Source organism: Aeromonas sp. MaB10011B (genome assembly GCF_017939325.1).
GTDB lineage: Bacteria > Pseudomonadota > Gammaproteobacteria > Enterobacterales > Aeromonadaceae > Aeromonas > Aeromonas caviae.
Map to the genome: position 1 here is coordinate 141743 of NZ_JAGKRK010000082.1, position 22583 is coordinate 164325.

Here is a 22583-nt window from a genome sequence, read left to right on the forward strand (position 1 = left end):
AAAAAGGGGAGCCACTGGCTCCCCTTTTCTTTGTGCCCACGACAGACATCAGGCGATGCGTTCGAGGCGCGCCATGTAGAAGCCGTCGAAGCCGGTCTCTGCCGGGCTGACGTTGTGATCGCCGATCAGGCGGAAGTGCTCGTTGGCGGCGAGGAACTTGTCCACCTGCTGGCGGTTCTCCTCGGGCAGGATGGAGCAGGTGGCGTAGACCAGCAGGCCGCCCACCTTCACCATCTGGCTGTAGCGCTGCAGGATCTCCTCTTGCAGGGCGACCAGCACCGGCAGGCGCTCGGCGGTGTCGCGCCACTTGGCATCCGGGTTGCGCTTGAGCACGCCAAGGCCGGAGCAGGGGACGTCCAGCAGCACGCGATCGGCGCTTTCTTTCAGGCGCTTGACGGTCTTGCTGCTGGTGATGACCCGGGTCTCCACGTTGTGGGCACCGGCGCGGCGGGCGCGCTGCTTGAGGTTCTCCAGTTTCCACTCTTCCACGTCCATGGCCAGCAGACGGCCCTTGCCCTGCATCATGGCGGCCAGGTGCAGGGTCTTGCCGCCGGCACCGGCACAGGCGTCGATGACCCGCATGCCGGGCTTGACGTCGAGGGCCGCGGCCACCAGCTGGGAGCCGGCATCCTGCTGCTCGAAGCAGCCATCGGCAAAGGCCTGGGTACGGAACAGGGCGGCGTCCGAGGTCACTTGCAAGGCGGTCTCCACTCCGTCGACGGGCACTGTGGTGACATGCTCTTTGGCCAGCATGGCTTGCAGCTCGTCCCGGGTGCACTTGAGGGTGTTGACCCGCAGGTAACGCTTGGGCATCCAGGCCAGGGCGGCACGCTCGGCCGGCCAGGCGTCGCCCAGTTGCTCGCTGCCGAGTTTTTCCAGCCAGGCAGGGCAGCCGTCCATCAGCACCGGGTTCTTCTTGGCTTCGGTCAGGCGGCGGCGGAACGCCTCCTCGTTGAAGCGATCCAGGGTCGGGTGGTTGGGCTGATCTATCTTGTGGAAGGCGTGCCAGCTGTGCAGCAGCGGCCAGACATTCTTCTCCGCCTGACGGACCTGGATGCCGGTGAGGAAGCAGTAGAGGCTGAGGCGGCGCAGCAGATCGCCGGTGACCAGGGCAATCCTTGCCTGTTCTTGCGGTTTGAGTTCGATGCCGGAGAAGTGACGTGCATAGGCGCGGTCGAGGGTAAGACCCTGACCCAGCACATCGTCAACGATGGCAACGACCAGATCCCCGAAACGGGGCAACAGTGGGGACTTGAGCATGAGATTAACCTTGGCCAAAGAAAGAGTGAACCGGCCCCGTCGAAGAGGGGTTCTGGAACGGACAAATCCGCGCCATGATAGGGGCTAGTCTGCATTGGTGCAACCTTCCCCATTCGGGGAATGTACAGAGGATGTTGCTGGACTAATCGGACCAGCGGGCAAATGATGCCGTGGCAGTTCAGGTGAATCCGTTTAAAAAGGAATTAAAAAGATGCAGTTGATGAAATATTCTCCGCTGGCGGTGCTGGTGGCGGGTCTGATGACGTCCGGCAACCTGATGGCCGGCGAGTGGCATACGGTCACGGCGCGGGCCACCGCCGCCGATGGGTACGAGGTGAGGGCCAGCCAGTATCGCATCGTCACCGTCTCCACCGATTACCTGGCTGCCCTGAAGGGGGGCGAGCGCCGCCTGACCCTGCCCCTGCCGGATGGCAAGGAGGTGACCTTCAGCCTGCAACCCTATGATCTGCTGCCGGCGGATCTGGCCGCCAAATATCCCGATATCCTGGCCTTCAAGGGGTACAACGAAGCGGCGCTGGGCGAGACCGGGCGCTTCGATCTCGGTCCCCAGGGATTCCACGCCATGTTCAGCCATGAAGGGAAAATGGTGTTCGTCGATCCCCTTCGCAATGGGGAAGGCTATGCCGTCTATTACCAGCAGGATGCCCACAGCCGGCTGGAAGAAGAGGCGGACAAGGTGATCGGGGGCGAGGCCAAAAAGCTGGCCCGCCAGGTGCTGGTGGATGGCAACGAGCGCAAGCGCTATGTCATCGCCATCTCGGCGGCGGGGGAGTACACCCAGTATCACGGCGGTACCGTGGAGGCGGGTCTTGGCGCCATCACCACCCTGCTCAACCGGGTCAACGAGGTCTACCAGCGTGACGTGGCGGCCGAATTCCAGCTGGCCAGCGGCAACGACACCATCATCTTCACCGACGTGGCGAACGATCCCTTCAACAATGATGACGGCGATATCGATGCCAACATGCAGGTGCAGGCCGATGCCCTGACCAAGGGGCTGGGGGCCTTCGACATCGGCCATGTGGTCAACACCGGTGGCGGCGGCCTGGCGGGACTGGGCGTACTCTGCACCCCTGACAAATCGGCGGGGATGACGGGCTCCTCCGAGCCGGTGGGGGATGCCTTCTTCATCGACTACGTAGCCCACGAGATCGGTCACCAGTTCGGAGCAGACCACACCTTCAACGGCACCACAGGCAGCTGTGGTGGCGGCAATCGGGAGGCAAGCCAGGCCTGGGAGCCGGGCAGCGGCAGCTCCATCATGGCCTATGCGGGGATCTGCGGAGACGAAGATCTGCAGCCCCACAGCGAGCCCTATTTCCACAGCAAGTCCATCGAGCAGATGCGGGCCCACATGGCCACTGTGCCAAATTGCGGCACCCCGTTGGCGCTGGTCAACAATGCGCCCCAGGTGGCGGCAGGCAATGACTACGTCATCCCTGCCAACACCCCCTTCGTGCTCAAGGGGGCGGGGGCCGATCTTGACGGCGATCCGCTGAATTACACCTGGGAGCAGATCGATCTGGGGACGGAGTCGAGCAGCCCGGCCACCATGGTGGACGACGGCAGCCGCCCGCTGTTCCATTTCGTGGCGCCGACCAGCTTGCCGGAGCGCACCCTGCCGAGTCTCACCTCCCTGCTCACCAACACCCTGGCGATAGGGGAGGCCTGGCCTGCCACCAACCGGGACCTGAACTTCCGCCTCACGGCGCGGGACGGCAAGGGCGGTGTCGCCAGCGATGACATGAAGATCCAGGTGGTCAACACCGGCAAGGCCTTTGCCCTGACCAGCCCGGTGGTGACCCCCCTGGGGGCGGGCAAGACGCAGACCATCAGTTGGGAAGTGGCCGGCACCAATGCCGCCCCCATCAACTGCAGCAAGGTGGATCTCTTCATGACCCGGGACGAGGGGGCAAACTGGACTCCCCTTGCCAGCGGCAAACCCAACTCGGGCTCGGCGAGCGTCACCATCCCGGCGGGCCAGGATGGCACTGCCCGCTTGAAGGTGGCGTGCAGCGACAACATCTTCTTCGCCATCAGTCCCCTCAAGCTCTCGGTCACCCAGCGCGGTGAAGAGGGGGGAAGCGGTGGCGGCGGTGCCCTCGGCTTCTGGACCCTGGCCCTGGCGTTGCTGGGCTGGCAGCGGAGGCGGGCATGAGACTGGCCGGGGTGCTGCTGCTCACCCTGCTCGGCGGTTGTCAGGCCGATGCAGACACCCTGGAGCAGGCGGTCAGCGCCAGCCTTGCCAGGCAGGACTACCGGCTGATCGTGCGGGCCGGGCGCGGCGAGGTGGCGCCCGGGATCGCGGCGGATCAGCAGGCGGCGGCCAAGGCGCGCTGCGGCGTGCGCTATCTCGACGGATTCGGGGATGTCATCAAGCCGGATCAGAAGGAGGCCCATGCCAGGCTGAGCGCCTATGCGGCGGACTACAACCGGCGCATGCTGGCCCATTGCCCGCCGGTTGACGGCAAGCAGTAGGCTGACGGTCATCGGCATAAAGAGGGAGGCATGAGCCTCCCTCTCTTTTTGCTCCGCCATTTGGCCGCCCCGAGGCTTGTACCCATGGCGCGCTCGTCGCACAATGCCTGCACCCATCGCCGCACGGGCGGCAGAGAAAGAGAGAAGGAAAATCAAGATGATGGATGTGGCTGATCTGCGTCGCGAATACACCAGGGGTGGACTGCACCGGGCCGATCTGCCGGCCGAGCCCCTCACCCTGTTCGAGAAGTGGCTGGCCCAGGCGTGCGAGGCCAAACTGACCGATCCCACCGCCATGGTGGTGGGCACCGTGGATGCCGATGGCCAGCCCTGGCAGCGCACCGTGCTGCTCAAGCACTACGATGCCGAAGGCATGGTGTTCTACACCAACATGGGCAGCCGCAAGGCGCATCAGCTGGAGGGCAACCCCCGTATCAGCCTGCTCTTCCCCTGGCACACCCTGGACAGACAGGTACACGTGACCGGTCGGGTGGAGAAGATGAGCACCTTCGAGGTGATGAAGTATTTCCACAGCCGTCCCAAGGACAGCCAGATCGCCGCCTGGGTCTCCAAACAGTCGACCCGCATCTCGGCCCGTGGCGTGCTCGAGGCCAAGTTCCTCGAACTCAAGCAGAAGTTTGCCAATGGCGAGGTGCCGCTGCCGAGCTTCTGGGGTGGTTTCCGGGTGCGCATCGACACCGTCGAGTTCTGGCAGGGCGGGGAGCATCGTCTGCACGATCGCTTCTATTACACCCGCGAGGGGGACGGCTGGCACATCGAGCGCCTGGCGCCCTGATGAACATCGCCCGGCTCAAGAATTTCACCGAGATAGTGAAGAACAACTTCAACATCTCGGCGACGGCGGAGAAGCTCTATACCTCCCAGCCGACCCTCAGCAAGCAGATGAAGATGCTGGAAGAGGAGCTGGGGCTGGCGCTGTTTACCCGCAAGGGCAAGAACCTGGCGGGCCTGACCCCCATGGGGGAGCAGGTGATGGAGCTGGCCAGGGGAGTGGTGGCCCAGGTGGAGCAGATTGGTCAGCTTTCCCTCGGGGATCAGCTGGCCACCAGCGGGGTGCTGCGCATCGCCACCACCCACACCATGGCCCGCTACAAGCTGCCGGCGGTCATTACCGAATTCTCCCGCCGCTACCCCGAGGTGAGCATCCAGCTGCATCAGGGAGCCCCTGCCCAACTGGCGCAGATGGCGCAAAACGGGGATGTGGAGATGGCCATCGCCACCGAGTCCATGCACCTGTTCGACGAGCTGGCGACCGTGCCCTGCTATCGCTGGGGGCGCAGCGTGGTGGTGCCCCACGGCCATCCGCTGCTGGACTGCCAGCCGCTGGCCATGGCGGATCTGGCCCGGTATCCCCTCATCACCTATGTGTTCGGTTTCACCGGCCGCTCCAAGATGGACAAGGCGTTCGGTCGCCATGGTCTCAGCCCCCGCATCGTGCTGACGGCCACCGACAGCGACATCATCAAGCACTATGTGCGCCTGGGGATGGGAGTCGGGGTGATCGCCACCTCGGCGTTCGACGAAGGGGACAGGGAGAGCCTGGTCTGCCTCAACATCGATCATCTGATCGCCTCGAGCGTGGCCCATGTGTGCCTGCGCAGGCACGCCCACCTGCGGGACTACATGTACGACTTCATCCACCTCTATGCCCCCCATGTGAGCCGGGAGACGGTGCAGCTGGCGCTGCTCAACCAGGGAACGCCCGCTCCGTCTGCGACTCTGCCCTGGCTCTGACGCCGAGACATAAAAAAGAGAGGCCGTCGGCCTCTCTTTGCATTGCTATCCCCTTGTACTGACCCCTCAGGCGGCTCGGGTCGCCAGATTGACGAAGATCTGGGCTCCCACCAGCAGGCAGTCGTCGTCCAGGTAATAGGGGTTCGCGTGCAGGTAGTTGCAGATCCCCTTGGCCTGATTGCCGCTGCCGAGGAAGAACATGGCCCCCATGCGGCTTGGCGTGGCGTTGATCATGTAGCTGAAGTCCTCGCTGCCGGTCATGGGCTGGCCCTTTGCGTTGATCCCGTCGCTGGACAACACCTCCGAGGCGGCTTGTTGCAGGCGCTCGCAGGCCTGGGGGTGGTTCTCCACTGCCGGGTAGCCGGCATGGACCATGGTGGTCTTGAAGCCGCGCAGCTCGCTCTGGGCGATGATGTCCCTGAAGCTGTTTTTCAGGATCTGGTCGGTTTCGGTGTCCATGGCGCGGATGGTGCCACGGGCCTGCACATGATCGGCGATGGCGTTGGGAATGGTGCCGCCGTTGATCATGCCGCAACCAAAGACCGCCGGGCTGAACGGACTGGTGCGCTTGGCGACGATGTAGTCCATGTCCTCGATGATCCGCACCGCCTCCCGGATGGCATCCAGCCCCTTGTGGGGGGTGGAGCCGTGGGCGGAGATGCCGTGCACATCGAGCGTCCAGGCAGACCCCCAGGAGGACATGACCCCCTGGTTGAACTTGATGGTGCCCGTCTCCATGGCGCCGTCGTTGTGCAGGGCATAGACCTCGTCCACCCCCTTCATGCAGCCAAGCTCCACCATCTTTTCGGCACCGGGGACGCGCATGTCCTCTTCCGCCATCTGGAAGATGAAGCGGACGTTGTAGCGCAGGCGCTCGCGGTTGGCGGCCAGAAACCTGGCGGCGGTCAGAGCGATCGCCATGTGGGAGTCGTGGCCGCAGTTGTGGGCCATCCCCTCATGGGTGGATTTGAACGCCACCTCGCTCATGTCGTGCATCTCCAGGCCATCCATGTCGGCACGAAAGGCAATGGTGGGCAGGGTGGGGTCGACCGCCAGATCCCCGTGAAAACCGGTGAAGCCGGGATACAGGGTGATCCTGTAGCCGAACTCTTCCATCAACCCACGGCAGTAGGCAGAGGTCTTGAACTCGGCCCCGGAGTATTCCGGGATGCGGTGCAGGTGGTGGCGCACTTCGTAGCTGAAGTCGCGCAGGGCCAACAGGTCAGGTTCGATATGGTAGTGGTTCATCAGATGATCCCTTGAATGGAGAAACCGAGCTGGGCAACCAGGGAGGCGCCAAAGAAGCAGCAGGTGGAGACGATCATGAAGATGAGGATCACCTTCCACGACATCTTCTTGAGCTCCTCCAGCTGACCGCCCACCGAGAGGCCGGCGAAGGCCAGGAGCGGCACGCAGCAGGAGAGGAAGGAGATCTTGGCCACGGCATCGATGAAGAGGCCGCGCACCGGGGTCTCGGGCAGGCAGATGAGAATGCCGATGATGGTGGCATAGGCAAAGGCCGGCAGGGAGGAGGGCAGGTAGCGCTTGGCCACCAGGGAGGCGAACACCACCAGAGACATGGCGACGAAGCTGTCCCCCATCTGCCACAGCGGCAGGCCCGAGGTCAGGGTCTGGGTGAACATGGCCAGCAGGATCGCCAGGAAGACGAAGCGCATATCCATCACGATGCTTTTCATGCTTTCTCTCCTTTGGCGGTCAGGGCATAGATTTTTTCAGCGAGCGGCAGACCCAGATAGGTGAGGGAGAGCGCTCCCAGGGCCGACGAGAGCAGGTTCGAGGCGGCGGCGATGCTGAGCACCTGCTGGGCCATCGCCTCATCGAGGCCGTTGATGAGGGCACCGGAGGCGGCGCTCAGCATGGAGCCGGATCCCACGCCGGAACCGGCGGCCAGGGCCAGGGGGTGCAGCCCCGTGAGGGGGGCAATGCTGCCGAGCACGCTGAACCAGAGGGTGCCGATGACGGAGCCGCACAGGTAGATGGCGAGCACGCCGATGTATTCCTGGGAGCCGGTGCCGAACTTGCCCTGGATCACCGCGACCGAGGGTTCACGGCTGATGGAGGAGCAGGCCCCGATGGCGCGGCGGCCAAAGCCGAATTTCACCGCCAGCGGAATGGCGATGAGGATGGGTAGGAGGTTGCCTATCTCCTGCAGGAAGAGCGGTACGCCGACGCTCAGGATCATCTTGAGGTTGGGGATGATCATCCCCGCATACTGGGTCCCGAGGATCAGCAGGCTGAAACCCACCATCTTGCCGCAGAAGCCCTCTTCTCGCTCGGTGAAGAGCCTCTTCCAGCCGGGAATGCGATCCTTGACGGGCTTGGCGGAGACGATCATGCCGATGATGACGGCAAAGAGCATGGGCAGGATGGGAATGATGGCGATGCCGAGTCTGATCTCCTGCTTCCCGATGAGGGATTGGGCCACGAAGATCAGCAGGGCGGTCGCCAGGGTACTGACTACTACCGTTTTGAGTGGGCTGGTTGGCTGCATAGTGTGTCTCTTGTTATCCGTTGTCCTTCATGGGCGTCTTTGGTCACGCCATGATGGGGGCATGATAGGAAGCGAGGAGGGGAAGGAATGTGACCGCCATCAAGTCAGCCATATGGCATTTTTTCATGGGGTATGCCGTTTAACCATGGTAAACATATGGTTTAACAACTCATTGGCAGCTGCTTATGCTGCCTCAGACAGGAGTGTGGTGCCGCCCGGGCACCCGGTGCCTGATCCGGGGGGCGGATGTGGGGGAAGGAATGGATCTGTTGATCGAGGGTGCGCTCTGGCGCCCCTCCTGGCAAGCGGCGTTGCAGGCCTGGCAGCACCGGGGAAACCGCTGGTGGCTGTTGCTTGGCAAAGGGGAGGCGAGGGAGACGGCACCCTGGTCGGTCAGCCCGCCAGATGGCATTCTCCTTGCCCGCGACCTGCTTGCCGCCTGGCTGGGGGAGGCCGCCTCCCCGCTGATGGCGACACAGCCGGACCGGCAGATCCTGATCGCTGCCTCCGGCTCCCTGCTGACCCTGGCCAGAGAGAGCGGCTTGCTCACCCTGGGGCCCGTGGGGGCGGATCACCGCCTCGGTGCCGATGACGACCTCGGGGTTGCCCTGCAACGCCTGCTTGCCCGCCGCCTGATGACCCCGGTGCTGCGCGAGCCTGGCGGGCAGGACGCGCTGGTGCTGCGCCCCCTGCTGCCCGGCGATGAGAGCGCCATCCTGCGTTATTGTTCGGATGCGGCGCTCGCCCGCTATACCCTCAACATCCCCCACCCCTATTCGCCGGAGGCGGCGCGGGACTGGCTTGCCCTGAGCGGGCGCAAGGCTGCTCTCGGGCTGGGATGCACCTGGGCCCTGACTCTGCCCCAGGGGTGTGAAGACGAGCCCGCTCCCCTGGTCGGTACCCTCTCCCTGCACTGGCACGGGGAGCTGGCATGGTGGGTCGGCGTGCCCTGGCAGAACAGAGGGCTGGCCACCCGGGCCGCGAGCCTGGTCAGGGCGTTTGCCTTCGAGCAGTGGCACCTGCCCGCCCTCACCGCCCGCCACATGCCGGGCAACCTCGCCTCAGGCCGGGTGATGGAAAAGACTGGCATGCACCATGACGGGCGTCGGCCAGATCCGGCCGATGGCGCCCTCGTGCTCGATTACTGGCGGCTGGATCGCCCGGCGCGTCTGACGGATGCACGCAAAGAGGCGCTGGCCCCCTGGCTGGATGACGAGGAGGTGGTCGTGGCCATACTGCACGGTGAGGGGGTGGCGCTCTTCATGGCGGGGGAGACGACAGAGGGCGAGCAGACACTCAGCGGGCTGACGGTGCGGCGCTATCCCCTGGCCATGCTGGCGCCAGAGGCACCCGGGGTGCAAGCCCATGGGGGTGGCGCCCTCCTCAAGGAGTGCGGGGATCTGGGCCTCGCCTATCTGCGGCGATTGCGACAGCCTGACGACGGACGCTGATGGCTTGCGCAAGGGCGGTCATCGCGAAGCCTGGTGCGGGGTTTGTCAGGCGTTTTCCTGAGTCCGTCCTCCCATTTTCAGACAAAGGCAGTGAAGTGGCGCCCCACTTCTGTGGAATAATGGCCGCCCTGCTGTACGAGGAGTAACGCTGTATGTTGAGAACCGAGCGTCCCGGCGACATGCTGCCAGTCTATGAGCTGGTGAGTGCCGCCTTTGGTCGTCCCGACGAGGCCGAACTGGTCAACCGCCTGCGAGAATGTGGGGCCGCCGTGGTCACCATGGTCGAGGAGGAAGAGTACGAGTTCATGGGGCACCTGATGCTGAGCCCGATCACCATTGAGGGACAGGAAGGGCCCTGGCTGGGACTGGCACCCGTGGCCGTGCATCCCGACTGGCAGGGGCAGGGCATTGGCTCGGATCTGGTGCGGGAAGGGCTGGACACGGCACTGGAGATGGACTGGAAGGCGGTGGTGGTGCTCGGGGATCCTGCCTACTACGCCCGTTTCGGGTTTCGGCCTGCCAGCGACTTCGGCCTGCACTGCATCTACGAGGTGTCGACGGAGTGTTTCATGGCGATGGAGTTGCAACCCGGCGGGCTCGACGGGGTAAGGGGCGAGGTGCTCTATCACCCCCTGTTCGATGAAGAGCCGGTGGAGTGACCGCCTGCCTATCCACGAAAAAGGACCCTGAGCGGGTCCTTTTTCATGCCATGCCCATCGCTTGAATGGACGTCACTGGGCCAGGGATTTCAGCTGCTGCTTGCCCGGCGGGTTGTTCCAGTCGATGGGGCCGTGGGTGAAACGGTACTGAAGCCTTGGCAGACTCAGTTCCAGCCACTCCTCCCGGAAGTAGGCATAACCCTGGTCCCAATCCGGATCCTGCGCCCAGCCGGTCTGCAGGAAGTGGAGCCGGGTGCCCTGGCCCTCCGGCACGAAGCGCAGGCTGACCTGGGTCTTCTGCTGACGAATGTGGGGAAACTGGGGAGGGAAATTCCAGCTGAAGCTGAGCAGATCATGGGGCATGACCGCCATCACCCGGCACCCTTCGCTGCCACGCTCGCCGAGGGGAGCATCGGGTCTGAAATAGATCTCGAACGGTCCGTTGGGTTCCGGGACCATGAGGCACTCCGGCGCCAGAAAACTGCGCAGCCCGCTCTCCGTGGTCCAGGCCCGCCAGACATCGTCAATGTGGGCGGGTACCAGAATACTGCCTTCAATTTGCTTGTTATCCATAAATCAGTGAACCTCAAACCAGTCATGGACGGGACCTCGGCAGTATAGCCCCTGAGGCGATAAAATAGGCAGCCCTGTGTCACACGGTTACGTATTCAAGAGGGTCCACATTGCCGATTTGACAGCACGGCGGGATCCATCGAGAGTGGGAAGCGACAAGCACGCAACGCAAGGATGGTGTCATGATCAGAATGATGACGGAAGCTGACGAGCCCATGCTGGCGCAGCTCTTCCTCAAGGGAAGGCGCCAGGCCTTCCATTGGGTTGATCCCGCCCTGTTCCGGCTCGAGGATTTTGCCGAGCAGACCCGGGGCGAGGAGATCTGGGTGGCGGAGAAAGGGGGCAGCCCGTGCGGATTCGTCTCCATCTGGGGGGCCGAGAGCTTCGTGCATCATCTCTACGTGGTGGCGGACTGGCACGGGCAGGGCATGGGGCGGGCCTTGCTTGCCGCCGGCTTGGCCGGATACCCCTCCCCGGCCTCCCTCAAGGTGGCCATGCGCAACACCACGGCGATGGCTTTCTATCATCGCCTGGGCTGGGAGAACACCGAAGAGACGGGTCATTGCGACATCACGGGCCCCTGGCGCAGGCTGGTGTTGACGCCCGATGCCGCAGGGGAATAAGCCGCTGGCAGACTGCGGCAACCGCACCGCACATTGATCTCCAGCCCTGGCAGGGCATAAAAAAGCCACTTCGCGGGAAGTGGCTCTTCAACACATCCGGGGGAGGGCAGACCTTCCCTCGCTCAACCGATGATCACAGGGCCGCCACGGCCTCTCTTACCAGGGCGGCCAGCTCTTCCCACCTGCCCTCGTCGATGAGCTTGGCCAGCACCATCCAGGTGCCGCCGCAGGCGATCACGGCATTCAGCCCCAGATACTCTTTCAGATTGGCCGGCGTCACGCCGCCGGTGGGCATGAAGCGCACCGGATAGACGGCGCCCAGGGCCTTGAGCATGGCGGTGCCGCCTGACTGCTCTGCCGGGAAGAACTTGAGGTGGCGCAGCCCCATCTCCATGGCTTGCTCCACCAGGCTGGGGTTGTTGACCCCGGGATGATGGTGACGTCCTTGACCAGGCAGTACTGCACCGTGGTCGGGTTGAAGCCGGGGCTGACGATGAAGTCGGCGCCCGCCGCAACGGCCGCATCCACCTGCTCGCGGTTGAGCACGGTGCCGGCCCCGATCAGCAGATCCGGGTAGGCCGCGCGCATCTGGCGGATGGCCTTGGCGGCGGCGTCGGTGACGTCGGCCCCTTGCAGGCGTGCGGCGAGATAACCGGCGCTGAAGGAGTCGCCCGCCGCCGTGGTGTCGATCACCTGTTCGGCGGACAACCGCAGGGCGGCGATTTCGATCCGCTGCGCTGCCGTGACCACCAGGCAAGGCTCAGAGCCGCGCTTGACGACGATCTCGCCCACCCCGAAGCCCTGGCTCCCTGGCTGCATTGCGAGCGCAACTCCTACTGGCGCAAGCTCCACGAGCATATCGACGACAAGGCCATCTCCAGCTGGTGCGACGATCACGACCAGATCCTCAAGGCCTTGATGCGCAAGGATCCGTAGGCGGCCAAGCTGGCCATGTGGCAGCACCTGGAGAACACCAAGCAGATGCTCTTCCAGGCCACCATCTTCGATGACGAAATGGAGGATGACCGCTACCTCTTCTCCGAAAATCCCGTCGTTCATCTGACCCAGCCTTCCACTGCCAACGGCTAGTGGAAGATTCTCGGGGGCGAACCCTCGAGGTTGTTTCAACCCCATGGAGGCGCTGGGCTGATGGCGTGGCCCACAGCGCCCGGGCAAATTGCTGCTCCACTCGCCGGTTTTTGCTGGCGACGCCACCTGGAGCTGGCCCATGTCAAATGCAGCCACCCCCCGCAGAGCCTTTGGCCTGATCTGGAGATGTGCTGCGCTCGTGGGGCGGATACATCCTCTCAAGGTGAGAAAAAGGATACAAAAAGGGCCACTTCTTGCGAAGTGGCCCTTTCCAAACGTTTGGGCTGGGGGAGTCTGAATTTGCTGCATAAACGATTGATTTTAAATGATTTGTCATTCTATATTTAAGTGTCGGTGGTACTCGCGGTGGTACACGCTGTAAAACCACCCCTCCTTAAAAGGTATCTCCAGAACATGCAGTAACCTTGCAGCCTTCACAAGATGCGGGTTCAAATCCCTTTGTCGGTAGCGGCCATTTATACACCAATACCGATTATCCCCTTCACTGTCCCTGATAGAGATACTTCTGGAAGCCGACGAAGGCGCTGCGTACAGCATCAGGAGTGCCCAACTCGGCAAAGGCATCGGCCAGTGCGTTGTTGTATTTGAGTTTGAGCAGTGGCCCCAGCTTGGTGTCATCAAGCTCGGTGACCCCCTCTTTGACATAGTGACCCAGCACGAAGCTCAAGAAGGCTTGCTGCTTGCTGTCAAACTCCTGGCCCAGCATGGCTTCGGCTTGTGCTGCTCGTGCTTCCCGGGTCATGGGATCATCGGCATAGGCCACATAGGCCAGCACATCAAACAGATCGCTCTGCTCGGCCTCGATTACTTTCTGCATCTCGGTCAGTTGGTCAATGCCAAACCCTTTCTCTGCAAGACCATCAAGCAGCTTCTTGCGTGTGCCCGGTTCACTCCAGAGCGCGCGCAGCTCGTCTTCATCCTTGAAAAACTCGGGCAACTTGCCAAACAGCTCATCCATAAATTCGGCGGCTGACATCGGCGTACCATCGGGGTGCCAGAAGCTGGTGGCACTCATGTGTTGGATCTTGCGGGCCTTGCCGTCAGCCAGTTCAATTTTGATTTTGTCTTTCTTCTTGCAGGTGCAGGGCTTATTGCCGCACACCTCGCACTGATACTCGGGCTCAGGCTCTTTCAGGCAGACACAAGGGCGCTCACCACAGACCTTGCATGGCTTGGGCGGTGCTTTCTCGCAGGAGCAAGGAGAGGTGCCGCAGCGTTCACAAACCTCGGCTGGCAGGGGCTCACCATCCCACTCGGGGTCGCTAAAGTGGTGATGGGCTTTTACAAAGTCATGCAGGGTGAAGTAATCCTTACCATCACACAGCCGGGTGCCTCGGCCGATGATCTGTTTGAATTCGATCATCGAGTTAACCGGACGCATCAGCACGATATTGCGCACATTGCGGGCATCTACGCCGGTTGAGAGCTTTTGCGAGGTGGTCAGGATAGTCGGGATCGATTTCTCATTATCCTGAAAATCTCGCAACCACTGCTCGCCCAGAGACCCGTCGTCGGCGGTTACCCGGTGGCAATAGTCGGGGTGCTTGATTGTGTTCATCTGGTTGATGAGATCTCGCACCGCCAGCGCATGATCTTGGGTGGCACAGAACACGATAGCTTTCTGGCGCTGGTCTATCTCATTCATAAAGATCTCGACCCGTTTTTTCTCGCGGGCACCGATCTCGATGATGCGGTTAATGTCCTGCTCGGTGTAAACCCGGCCCCGTTCTACTTCCCCCTGAATCACCTTGTCATCTGAGGTGTAGATATACTCATCCAGTGTGGTGGCATGTTGGCGCACTCGAAACGGCGTCAGGTAACCATCGTTGATCCCCTCTTTGAGGGAGTAGCTATACACCGGCTCGCCAAAGTAGGCATAGGTATCGACGTTATCCTTGCGCTTGGGGGTTGCGGTCAGCCCCAGTTGCACGGCGGGTTTGAAGTAGTTGAGGATATCCCGCCAGTTCCCTTCGTCGTTGGCGCCCCCTCTGTGGCACTCATCAATGATGATGAGGTCGAAGAAGTCGGCGGGGTAGTCACCAAATACCGGGGCCGGTTTGCCCTCGGCATCTGTGCCGGTCATAAAGGTCTGAAAGATGGTGAAGAAGATATTGCCATTCTTGGGGGCGCGACCTTTCTTTTTGATCTCATCGGGGGAGATCCGCACCAGAGCATCTTCCGGGAAGGCAGAGAAACTGTTGAACGCCTGATTGGCTAAGATATTGCGGTCGGCCAGAAACAGGATGCGGGGGCGGCGGGCCGGTTCAATTTCGCTCTTCCAGTCATTGATGTTCCAGCGACTATGAAACAGCTTCCAGGCCAACTGGAAGGCGATAAAGGTCTTGCCGGTGCCGGTTGCCAGGGTCAGCAGAATGCGATCTTGCCCTTCGCTGATAGCCTTCAACACCCGCTCGATAGCGATATCCTGATAGTAGCGTCCCTGCCAGTAGCCACCCTTGTCTTCAAAGGGCACGGCGGTGAAGCGATCCCACCAGCGATTTTGCAGCGCAAAGGTGGCATTCCACAGCTCATCGGGGCTCGGGAAGGTCAGGGTCTCCCCCTCTTTGCCGGTCTCCATATCGATGGCGTAGATACCCTGGCCATTGCTCGAATAGGTAAAGCGGATAGCCAGCTTGCTGGCGTAATCCTTGGCCTGACCCACCCCGGTGGTGAGCGGCTTGTCCCACGCCTTTGCCTCGACCACAGCTAGCTTGGTATTGCGATACTCCAGCACATAGTCGGCAGAGAGCGCCTTGCCCCGTTTACCATTGCCCTCCAGCCGCCCCAGGGTGATGGGGTACTCGCGGCGAATGCGGCTGCCCGGGGTGATACCCCAGCCAGCGGCCACCAGCATGGGGTCGATATGGTCGCTGCGGGTTTCTGCTTCGTTCTTCACGTTCTCTCCCTGTCTATGTGGCCAACTGCCGAGCAATTTCCAGTGTTACTGCGCAGTCATCCGTTAAGCCGAGTTGCTTATCAACTACAGTCCCTTATAACTGGCCGCTAAAGGCTTGCTGCAATAGCGACTGCTTTAGCTCATCGAGTGCAGCAATTTTGCGTTGATAGAGTGATTCAAGGCGCTGAGTTTTGTTACTGAGGGCATCTAGCTGTATTACAATGTTTCGCTGCTCAATGATATTAGGAAAATTAAGTATAAGGTCTTTTAGAGATGAATTAGATATCACTGGTTGAGCAGATTGTCTTGCCAAGGAACGCAAGTTTTTGAAATTTAGCAAGTATGTTAAAAAAGCATAATCAAAATCATACTTTAAATCTGTGACTTGAAATGCATTATCTGTCAACCAAATTGGCTCTTCTATATTCCGAGCGTTGCCACACAATGCTCCAACTCTACCGATAATGACATTATTGCCTGATAGATTAAATGTGTTATGTGTACCAGCGATACCATTTCCTCCATAAACAGGGTATTCGCCAGATTTCATTTCCTTGCTGGTTAAAGCGTCACCGCTTTTTAGTCTGAAACATTCACTTAATTTGGCTTCTGACCACTCATCACCGCGCTGGCTAAATACCGACTGGAGATAGCTTTCAAACAGGGTGCGGGCATTCTGCCGGTTCTGTTCGGCATTGGCTCGTGCCGCCGCGATCGCCTCAAAAGCCTCGTCGAGGATGTCTACAATGCGTCGCTGTTCGGCGAGTGGGGGAAGGCGAATCCTGACGCTTTGGAGTTTCTTAATCGTCAAGGTATCTACAGTTGCACCATTGCCGCGATCTAGCTGTTCAAAGAAAAGTGGCGATTTTAACCATAGATTGACATACTCGCTAAGAACGTCGCTGTTTCTTTTCATCCAAAGGATGCTTGCGTCTTTGAAATAAAAGCGATCAGTTGGTTGAACGATATAAGAATTACCAATGGTCCCTATTGCAGTGATGATAATGTCCCCAGCGGAGGGGACTCCGTTACTTTTTGAAAGTGCTGCATAATGTTCTTCAGTAATAAAAAGCTCATTATTTACAGAGCCATCGATTGCTAGACGAGTAACTTCTCGTCCTCTATAAAATGGAACTCCAGCATCTTTCCACTCTGATTTTAATACCCGTTTGCTAGAACCAATTTGGAACAGCTCACAGAGAGGGATGGTAACATGATTCATACCAGCCCCCGAATCGTGGCTAGCAAGTCGGCACTTTCGGCATCCAGCGCGGCGATTTCATCCATAATGTCGCTCGGGCTGCGATGTGCCACTTCTTCACCGCCGTTAGGGTTCTTGACTGACAGGTCATAGTTGGTGGTATCGATCTCGCTAATGTTTAGGCTCCAGCTCTTGTCCGAGTCGGCAAAGCTGGCCTGCAGCGCGACAAACTCTTTTAGATCGTCATCATTGAGCGGGTTGGTCTTGCCCAAATTGCGGCCCGGATTGAGCTGATAAAACCACACCTTGCGAGTCGGCTCACCCTTGGTAAAGAACAGCACCACGGTTTTAACACCGGCCCCCTGGAAGGTGCCGCCCGGGCAATCCAGTACCGTGTGCAGGTTGCAGCTATCCAGCAGTAATTTACGCAGCGCCACCGAGGCATTATCGGTGTTGGAGAGGAAGGTATTTTTGATGACGATTGCCGCGCGGCCGCCCACTTTCAGCATCTTGATAAAGTGCTGCATAAACAGAAACGCGGTTTCGCCGGTGCGAATGGGGAAGTTCTGTTGTACCTCCTTGCGCTCCTTGCCGCCAAACGGTGGGTTGGCGAGGATCACCTCCATCCGGTCTTTGTCCTGAATATCGCTCAAGTTCTCGGCCAGGGTGTTGGTGTGCTGGATATTGGGCGCTTCAATGCCATGCAAAATCATGTTCATGATAGCGATGACGTAGGCGAGGCTTTTTTTCTCCTTGCCGTAGAAGGTGCGGGTTTGCAGGGTGGCCAGATCGTCGGTGGAGAGATTCGGCATGGCACTCAGGTAGTCATGGGCTTCACACAAGAAGCCTGCCGAGCCACAGGCTCCGTCATAGATGCGCTCGCCAATGCGCGGCTTGGTCACCGCAATCATGGCGCGGATAAGTGGGCGAGGGGTGTAGTATTCGCCGCCATTGCGCCCGGCGTTGCCCATCCGCTTGATCTTTTCTTCATAGAGGGCAGACAGCTCGTGTTTTTCCACCTGGGAGCGAAAGCGCAGCTCGTCGATATGGTCGATGATATCGCGCAGGGTATAGCCGCTACGGATCTTGTTCTTAATCTCGCCGAAGATCTCGCCAATCTTGTATTCGATGGTATCCGGCCCGCTAGCCCGTTGCTTGAACCCTTCCAGATAGGCGAACAGGTCTTTATCGACAAACTCCACCAGATCGTCACCTGTCATGGCAACGTTGTGGTCAATCTTGCCATCGGCACCCTTAGGGGCGGCCCAGCTCGACCAGCGATAGCGAGGAAGCAGGATAGGGGTATAGGGCTTGCCTTCCAGCAGTGCTTCGCTCTCTTTGTCCTGCTCCAGCGCGTCGAGGTACTTGAGGAACAACAGCCAGGAGGTCTGTTCGGTGTAGTCCAGCTCAGAGCTGCAGCCAGACTCTTTGTGAAGGGCGTCGTCGATATTCTTGAAGGCTTGATCAAACATGAATGGCATCCGGGTAATGCGGGTGGGCAACCGCCAGCCTGGGCAGGCAGTTGTCGCTAATGGATTGAGTTGGCGGCCATTCTACCGCCTTGCCCGGATGCCATAAACCGTTATGGATGCTTTTGGAGCGATGATTTTTTGCCTTCAGGTTGCAGAGGGAGGACGGTGATAACCCCGTTGGCTTATCAGAAGAGGAGAACTCATCGATCAACAAGTAGGACGGGTAGTATCTCGAAGGGGCTATCAGCAGGCGAGCCGTATTGATAGGTTTAAAGGAGAGGTGATCGGGTCGAGGGCGCAGGCAGGACAGGACCACTGGTTCTACGTACCGGCCGACCCGCCGCCGATGCCCCAGATACAAGCATTGCCCCTAGTGATTCAAGTATACCCCCTCGGACGGGGTGCATTCCAGCAACCTAGACGACAAGATCGGCAACTGGCATTGGCTCAATGAGTGCCATTGCTTTGATGTTCTGGACTGCGGCTGGATGATGTAGTGCCGCGCCGGGTGGCAGAGCATGATGAATTGCTGGGCAGAGTGGAGCCTTAAAAAACGGGCACCGAAGTGCCCGTTTCCCTTTCCCGCTCCAGCCTACAGTTTGTGTAGTTGGGTTAGGTTGCCCGCGCTCATTGTACCAGTTTTGGGGAGAGCCAAAAGTTCATGTTGCTGTAACGGTCGCTTTCGCTATTTTTTGGGCGCATCGGCAATGCTCCCGGAAATACTGATCAGATATTTTGGCCGTCCAAATCACACCTGGTCCCCCTTGTTCTACTCTCAGAATCGCCATTTTAGGTCCTAACGGGTCCTTTTTTTGGTTTTTTAGCCGCTCTTTCGCCTAGCTTGAATGTGAGCAGATGACCTTCTGATCACATAAACGTACCTGATCAGATGTGCACAGCTGATCAGATGACTTTTAGTCCGATTTAGTAGGGGGTCTGTTGTGTCTATTTAGGTACAAGTGCCATTAAGCCAGAATGAACCCTTTACTCTGATCCTCGGTTACCTGTTTCTGATTCATCCATCAACCGAGCAGGGAGGCCAACATCATGGCTACCAACTCCCCACCAAGAATGTGCTCTTGACCGGCTGTATGCTCTCTATATATCCAAAAAGCGGTGGAGACAGTGGTGACGTGATGACAATACTCGCAAACCCGCGCCACGGCTGGGGTTGTCTGTCACCACCTAGCCATTATTCTAATGATGTCAGGTGGTGACACCTTGGATCTGTCACCACTGTCACCACCTTGTCACCACTTATGTTTATGTAAGGTGGTGACAGCTACAGCCTTTGATATATAAGGCATTGAAGGTAATTTATATACCTTGTCACCACTGTCACCACTGTCACCACTGTTTTTGCCCTGTTCTTTACGCCCGCGGATGAGACAAGAAAGTAAAGGGCCACACTTGGTAGCCCCTTGATTCCTTCTGGCTGGCGTCACTCGTCCTCTTTGCCCTCTCCTTCGTCGGCTAATACCCGCTCGACCAACACATAGACCCATGTCCTAGCATTCATGCCAGGTAATCGGGCTTGCCGTTGTAGCCGCTTCTTGTCCTTGCTTGTCAGCAGATAACCCGCCTCAAGACACAGGTGCGCCGCTCGCTTGGGATCGCGCCCCTTGGTTATCTCGGCCCAGCCAAGTGGCAACACGAAGAAGCTCACGCCGTCTGTCTCTACCTTGCGATAGCCCACCATATTGGCCGGGCGATGGCTGGTATCGAACCAGTCGGCAAAGCGGGCGTATTGGTTGGCGGTGACAAACCTGCGTACTTGCTCCAGGGTGGCTGCGTCCTCCTTATTGCCCAAGTGGCCCCGCTCGGCCAGCCATGCCTTGAGGCAGACCCGCACCGCCCTGATCGCTTCCCCCGCTGGCCAGCCCGTGATCCCTAACCTGGTTGCCAGCTCACCGGCAGCGGCCACCAACGCAAATCGGTTGATGGCTCGGCCTACTTGATTGCCTGCGCCCTGCGGGGTCAGCTCGGCGGCAAGGCGCTGGATCTCGCTTCTTAGGTGCTCGCGGTGCTGCTCCATATCGACAGTCAGTCCAGCCACCAGCGCATGAAATGCGGTGCCGTGCTGGCGCTCTGCGTTGGCCTTGAGGGTGTCGGCAAAGGTGCGCCCGCCAGCCATGCCATGAAGCCATTCAAACGCGCCGTGGTGGCCGGTATCGCTCGGGATCTGGATGGTGCGTACCTCCATCCCCGCCTGGGTACGCTGGCCCGCGCTGGCGGCATGATCTTCAAGGCTCAGTTCCCCTGTAGAAAGGAACAGCAAGCGCCACGCCTTGCGCTCCCTTAGCTCGCCGTCCTGCCTGCTGCGCCCCTTGCCCTGACCGTTCGCCAGCATATAGGCCACCTGCCCAGCCTCGCGCCCGTCCAGCTCTCCCAACTCGTCCAGGCAGAGCAGGGCGTCATTACGGCGACTGGCGATCCCCTCAATGGCGTTGCCGGTAGCCCGCCACGTCTGGCTGTAACGGTCTGGGTTGCCGTACACGCTGGCGGCGGCCTTCATGATGGTGGTCTTGCCGTCGGTGCTTTCCCCCTTGAGATGAAAGCCACCGCCCTCCATGCCAACCAGAGAGAGAAGGGGCGCAGCAAAGGCGAGCGACAAGGCAAAGCAGAGGCGGCTATTGCCCACCGCCAGCCCTGCAACCCCCTGTTGCCATTCGCTCAGGCTGCCCCGCTCGGTAAAGTCGCTGGCCGCATAGCCCGCCGTTTGCAGGATCACACTCTCAGCATCTGGCCCGATACCGCCTTGTGGTAACACGTAGGCATGGCCATGCCAGCCGGTTCGCTCCACACAAACGATCCGCCGCTCAGGCTGGCAGGCCATCAGATAGGCGGCCAGCTTGCGCTTGTGGCTCAGCCCGATGAACGGCAAACCAGCATCAAGCAGGGCGGCGAATACCTCGTCACCGTTGCGTGAGACCAGGGCGCGCACCGGCATGGCCCACTGGCGCTCTCGCCCGGCACTGTCTCGCCACTCGAGTAAGCGGCCATAGCCACGTCCATGTTCATCGGACGTTTCCGCCAGTACCCGGATCGGGCTGGAAATAGGTATCCACTCCTGATGTGTATCTTCGCCGCGACCGACCATCTCTAACGCACAGAGCCGCTCACCCCTGATCTCGAATCCTTTCGGCAGGCTCAGCTCATCGGTACAGGTGGTGGCCACTGGCTCAGGAGGAAGCATGTTCAGGTTTGCCCCTTGCTTCTTGCTGGTCTCTTGGGGTTGGCTGGTGGGCGGTGTGGTAAATGGTTCAGTGTCGGCGCGCAGAATTGCCGCTTTGGTTGCGGCCAGCCCGTGCGCTTGATAATAGTCGTTCCAGTCGCCGGATATGGGCGGCAGAGCCACCCGCCCGCCCACAGCGGCGGCGGCTTGTTCGGCCTTGGCTCTGCCGGGGTTGCCCTTGGTACCTTCGTCATTGTCGCCACAGAGCAGGATCTGGGCGTCTGGGTGCTGGCGGCGAGCAATGGCCGCTACTGTGGCCAAGTTGCCGCAATCCATGGTGCAATAGACGCTCGCCCCAGTTGCCATGTGAACAGATAGCCCGGTGGCGTAACCCTCCACCACGGCTACCAGTTCTTTGCCCTCGATGAAGTGATAGGCACCTGTCTTTTGGCCACCAGCCAGATAACGCTTGTTACCGTTATGGCTGATTAGTTGAACGTTCACCAGTTCGCCCGCCTCATTGGTCAATGGAATCACCAAGCTACCAGGCTGGAAGCTTTCGCTCCCCTCACGGATCAAGGTGTTGTTAATCACCCCATGGGGCCAGCACAGGTGTTTGCTTACCAGATAAGGGGTTTGGCCGGGCTTACAGTCTCGCATGATGGCAGCTGCGCGGCGGGTAACCTTCCTGCGTCGTTGCTCGTTCTGCTTGCGCTCGGTCTCAGCTCTGGTCTGTTGTTGCAGGTGGATGCGCTCACGTTCGGCAGGAGCAAGACCACTAGCAGACAGCCCCACTAGGGGGGCCACCAGCTCGGCGGCCTCCTTGAGGGTCTTGTTTGTCACTCGGCACACCAGATCCAGCCCATCACCGGCACCACATTGCCCACAAATCCAGGTGCCGCGTCCGCCCTTGTCATCGAGCCGGAACCGGTCTTTTCCACCACAAGCAGGGCAGGGGCCATGCTTACCGCTGCGTGGGGTGTCGATCCCCACAGCCATCAGTAGGTTGGGCCAGTGACCTATAGCCGCAGCAGCCACATCCGAGATGAATCCTGCTTTGCTCATCTTTCACTCCCGCCATGAATTACTACAAGCGCATTGCTGGCCCAGGCATCAAAAATTGCCCTTCTCTGGAGGGGGCAGAGGCTATATTTCCCGATTTTTGGCAAAGCTTCGCCCTGAGCCTTAGGCCCATTGATGTTAATCGTCATGGAGTTGGTCTCTAGCGGTGTTAGCTGGTGGTCGCGTTGCTGTCAGACTGGGAGGAGGGCGTCCATTCGGGGCGTCCTAGCTCGTAGGTTGCGGTGTTCTTGTATATGTGGTCACGATACAGCACGTGTGACTGTATATGGGTCGTGATATGAAACCCCTTTTGCCGCAGTTGCAAAATCCTCGCA

The 22583-nt window shown here is 60.0% G+C and carries 19 protein-coding genes; 8 read left to right on the plus strand and 11 right to left on the minus strand.

What is annotated here, in order from left to right:
* Window positions 1-48: 48 nt before the first annotated feature.
* Window positions 49-1260 carry an RsmB/NOP family class I SAM-dependent RNA methyltransferase gene (locus J9893_RS19885; protein ID WP_010673956.1) on the minus strand — a complete coding sequence of 404 codons (1212 nt, stop codon included), beginning with the start codon at window positions 1258-1260 and terminating at the stop codon, window positions 49-51.
* Between the two features lie 211 nt (window positions 1261-1471).
* On the opposite strand from J9893_RS19885, the gene J9893_RS19890 reads away from it, so the two are divergent.
* The 4 genes from J9893_RS19890 to J9893_RS19905 all read left to right on the plus strand — a co-directional run bounded on the left by J9893_RS19890 (window position 1472) and on the right by J9893_RS19905 (window position 5514).
* Window positions 1472-3439, plus strand: coding sequence for a reprolysin-like metallopeptidase (locus J9893_RS19890; RefSeq protein ID WP_210601747.1), 1968 nt, complete (start codon window positions 1472-1474; stop codon window positions 3437-3439).
* Window positions 3436-3759: a hypothetical protein gene (locus J9893_RS19895; protein ID WP_010673958.1), complete on the plus strand. Its 324-nt coding sequence runs from the start codon at window positions 3436-3438 to the stop codon at window positions 3757-3759. Before J9893_RS19890 ends, J9893_RS19895 begins: the two co-directional genes overlap by 4 nt.
* Before the next feature lie 157 nt (window positions 3760-3916).
* Window positions 3917-4555: a pyridoxamine 5'-phosphate oxidase gene (gene pdxH, locus J9893_RS19900; RefSeq protein WP_039039893.1), complete on the plus strand. Its 639-nt coding sequence runs from the start codon at window positions 3917-3919 to the stop codon at window positions 4553-4555.
* The gene (locus J9893_RS19905) at window positions 4555-5514 is read left to right on the plus strand and encodes a LysR substrate-binding domain-containing protein (protein WP_010673960.1); all 960 of its coding nucleotides are present in this window, start codon (window positions 4555-4557) and stop codon (window positions 5512-5514) included. Before pdxH ends, J9893_RS19905 begins: the two co-directional genes overlap by 1 nt.
* 66 nt (window positions 5515-5580) lie before the next feature.
* Here J9893_RS19905 and J9893_RS19910 read toward each other — a convergent pair whose 3' ends face one another.
* From J9893_RS19910 to J9893_RS19920, 3 genes are read right to left on the minus strand one after another with little or no spacing between them, the layout of a single operon-like run.
* On the minus strand, window positions 5581-6762 hold the full coding sequence (locus J9893_RS19910; RefSeq protein WP_143237239.1) for a M20 family metallopeptidase: 1182 nt from the start codon (window positions 6760-6762) through the stop codon (window positions 5581-5583).
* The gene (locus J9893_RS19915; RefSeq protein ID WP_048207257.1) at window positions 6762-7211 is read right to left on the minus strand and encodes a hypothetical protein; all 450 of its coding nucleotides are present in this window, start codon (window positions 7209-7211) and stop codon (window positions 6762-6764) included. Before J9893_RS19915 ends, J9893_RS19910 begins: the two co-directional genes overlap by 1 nt.
* Window positions 7208-8026, minus strand: a complete 819-nt coding sequence (locus tag J9893_RS19920; RefSeq protein ID WP_010673963.1) for a DUF3100 domain-containing protein — start codon at window positions 8024-8026, stop codon at window positions 7208-7210. Before J9893_RS19920 ends, J9893_RS19915 begins: the two co-directional genes overlap by 4 nt.
* Before the next feature lie 260 nt (window positions 8027-8286).
* On the opposite strand from J9893_RS19920, the gene J9893_RS19925 reads away from it, so the two are divergent.
* Window positions 8287-9477, plus strand: coding sequence for a GNAT family N-acetyltransferase (locus tag J9893_RS19925; protein ID WP_246875654.1), 1191 nt, complete (start codon window positions 8287-8289; stop codon window positions 9475-9477).
* Window positions 9478-9629: 152 nt separating this feature from the next.
* Window positions 9630-10136 carry an N-acetyltransferase gene (locus tag J9893_RS19930; RefSeq protein ID WP_052815855.1) on the plus strand — a complete coding sequence of 169 codons (507 nt, stop codon included), beginning with the start codon at window positions 9630-9632 and terminating at the stop codon, window positions 10134-10136.
* 72 nt (window positions 10137-10208) lie between these two features.
* Here J9893_RS19930 and J9893_RS19935 read toward each other — a convergent pair whose 3' ends face one another.
* Window positions 10209-10709: an SRPBCC domain-containing protein gene (locus tag J9893_RS19935; RefSeq protein ID WP_010673967.1), complete on the minus strand. Its 501-nt coding sequence runs from the start codon at window positions 10707-10709 to the stop codon at window positions 10209-10211.
* Between the two features lie 182 nt (window positions 10710-10891).
* On the opposite strand from J9893_RS19935, the gene J9893_RS19940 reads away from it, so the two are divergent.
* On the plus strand, window positions 10892-11332 hold the full coding sequence (locus tag J9893_RS19940; protein ID WP_042880882.1) for a GNAT family N-acetyltransferase: 441 nt from the start codon (window positions 10892-10894) through the stop codon (window positions 11330-11332).
* Between the two features lie 133 nt (window positions 11333-11465).
* On the opposite strand, the gene J9893_RS19945 is transcribed toward J9893_RS19940, so the two are convergent.
* Both J9893_RS19945 and J9893_RS21995 read right to left on the minus strand, forming a co-directional pair.
* Window positions 11466-11726 (minus strand): hypothetical protein, encoded by a 261-nt coding sequence (locus J9893_RS19945; RefSeq protein ID WP_210601748.1) that lies wholly within the window; start codon window positions 11724-11726, stop codon window positions 11466-11468.
* A complete protein-coding gene (locus tag J9893_RS21995; protein WP_282597924.1) occupies window positions 11609-12151 on the minus strand; it encodes a PfkB family carbohydrate kinase in 543 nt (180 codons plus the stop codon). The genes J9893_RS19945 and J9893_RS21995 overlap by 118 nt, the downstream gene beginning before the upstream one ends.
* Window positions 12152-12283: 132 nt before the next feature.
* Between J9893_RS21995 and J9893_RS22105 the strand changes: the two genes are divergently transcribed.
* Window positions 12284-12421 (plus strand): hypothetical protein, encoded by a 138-nt coding sequence (locus J9893_RS22105; protein WP_235690580.1) that lies wholly within the window; start codon window positions 12284-12286, stop codon window positions 12419-12421.
* 502 nt (window positions 12422-12923) lie between these two features.
* On the opposite strand, the gene J9893_RS19955 is transcribed toward J9893_RS22105, so the two are convergent.
* The 4 genes from J9893_RS19955 to J9893_RS19970 all read right to left on the minus strand — a co-directional run bounded on the left by J9893_RS19955 (window position 12924) and on the right by J9893_RS19970 (window position 22251).
* Entirely contained in the window at window positions 12924-15338 is a 2415-nt protein-coding gene (locus J9893_RS19955; RefSeq protein WP_328222314.1) for a DEAD/DEAH box helicase family protein, read from the minus strand.
* A gap of 94 nt (window positions 15339-15432) precedes the next feature.
* Window positions 15433-16560, minus strand: coding sequence for a restriction endonuclease subunit S (locus J9893_RS19960; RefSeq protein WP_210601750.1), 1128 nt, complete (start codon window positions 16558-16560; stop codon window positions 15433-15435).
* Window positions 16557-18011 (minus strand): type I restriction-modification system subunit M, encoded by a 1455-nt coding sequence (locus J9893_RS19965; protein WP_246875655.1) that lies wholly within the window; start codon window positions 18009-18011, stop codon window positions 16557-16559. Before J9893_RS19965 ends, J9893_RS19960 begins: the two co-directional genes overlap by 4 nt.
* Window positions 18012-19452: 1441 nt before the next feature.
* Window positions 19453-22251, minus strand: a complete 2799-nt coding sequence (locus tag J9893_RS19970) for a DUF927 domain-containing protein (RefSeq protein WP_210601752.1) — start codon at window positions 22249-22251, stop codon at window positions 19453-19455.
* Window positions 22252-22583: the final 332 nt, after the last annotated feature.

Coding starts and splice junctions, on each gene's coding strand:
- J9893_RS22105 (WP_235690580.1), top strand. CDS start 12,284: ATGTGGCAGCACCTGGAGAACACCAAGCAGATGCTCTTCCAGGCCACC.
- J9893_RS19940 (WP_042880882.1), top strand. CDS start 10,892: ATGATCAGAATGATGACGGAAGCTGACGAGCCCATGCTGGCGCAGCTC.
- J9893_RS19930 (WP_052815855.1), top strand. CDS start 9,630: ATGTTGAGAACCGAGCGTCCCGGCGACATGCTGCCAGTCTATGAGCTG.
- J9893_RS19915 (WP_048207257.1), bottom strand. CDS start 7,211: ATGAAAAGCATCGTGATGGATATGCGCTTCGTCTTCCTGGCGATCCTG.
- J9893_RS19965 (WP_246875655.1), bottom strand. CDS start 18,011: ATGTTTGATCAAGCCTTCAAGAATATCGACGACGCCCTTCACAAAGAG.
- J9893_RS19885 (WP_010673956.1), bottom strand. CDS start 1,260: ATGCTCAAGTCCCCACTGTTGCCCCGTTTCGGGGATCTGGTCGTTGCC.
- J9893_RS19945 (WP_210601748.1), bottom strand. CDS start 11,726: ATGGAGATGGGGCTGCGCCACCTCAAGTTCTTCCCGGCAGAGCAGTCA.
- pdxH (WP_039039893.1), top strand. CDS start 3,917: ATGATGGATGTGGCTGATCTGCGTCGCGAATACACCAGGGGTGGACTG.
- J9893_RS19895 (WP_010673958.1), top strand. CDS start 3,436: ATGAGACTGGCCGGGGTGCTGCTGCTCACCCTGCTCGGCGGTTGTCAG.
- J9893_RS21995 (WP_282597924.1), bottom strand. CDS start 12,151: ATGCAGCCAGGGAGCCAGGGCTTCGGGGTGGGCGAGATCGTCGTCAAG.
- J9893_RS19910 (WP_143237239.1), bottom strand. CDS start 6,762: ATGAACCACTACCATATCGAACCTGACCTGTTGGCCCTGCGCGACTTC.
- J9893_RS19890 (WP_210601747.1), top strand. CDS start 1,472: ATGCAGTTGATGAAATATTCTCCGCTGGCGGTGCTGGTGGCGGGTCTG.
- J9893_RS19970 (WP_210601752.1), bottom strand. CDS start 22,251: ATGAGCAAAGCAGGATTCATCTCGGATGTGGCTGCTGCGGCTATAGGT.
- J9893_RS19905 (WP_010673960.1), top strand. CDS start 4,555: ATGAACATCGCCCGGCTCAAGAATTTCACCGAGATAGTGAAGAACAAC.
- J9893_RS19925 (WP_246875654.1), top strand. CDS start 8,287: ATGGATCTGTTGATCGAGGGTGCGCTCTGGCGCCCCTCCTGGCAAGCG.
- J9893_RS19935 (WP_010673967.1), bottom strand. CDS start 10,709: ATGGATAACAAGCAAATTGAAGGCAGTATTCTGGTACCCGCCCACATT.
- J9893_RS19960 (WP_210601750.1), bottom strand. CDS start 16,560: ATGAATCATGTTACCATCCCTCTCTGTGAGCTGTTCCAAATTGGTTCT.
- J9893_RS19920 (WP_010673963.1), bottom strand. CDS start 8,026: ATGCAGCCAACCAGCCCACTCAAAACGGTAGTAGTCAGTACCCTGGCG.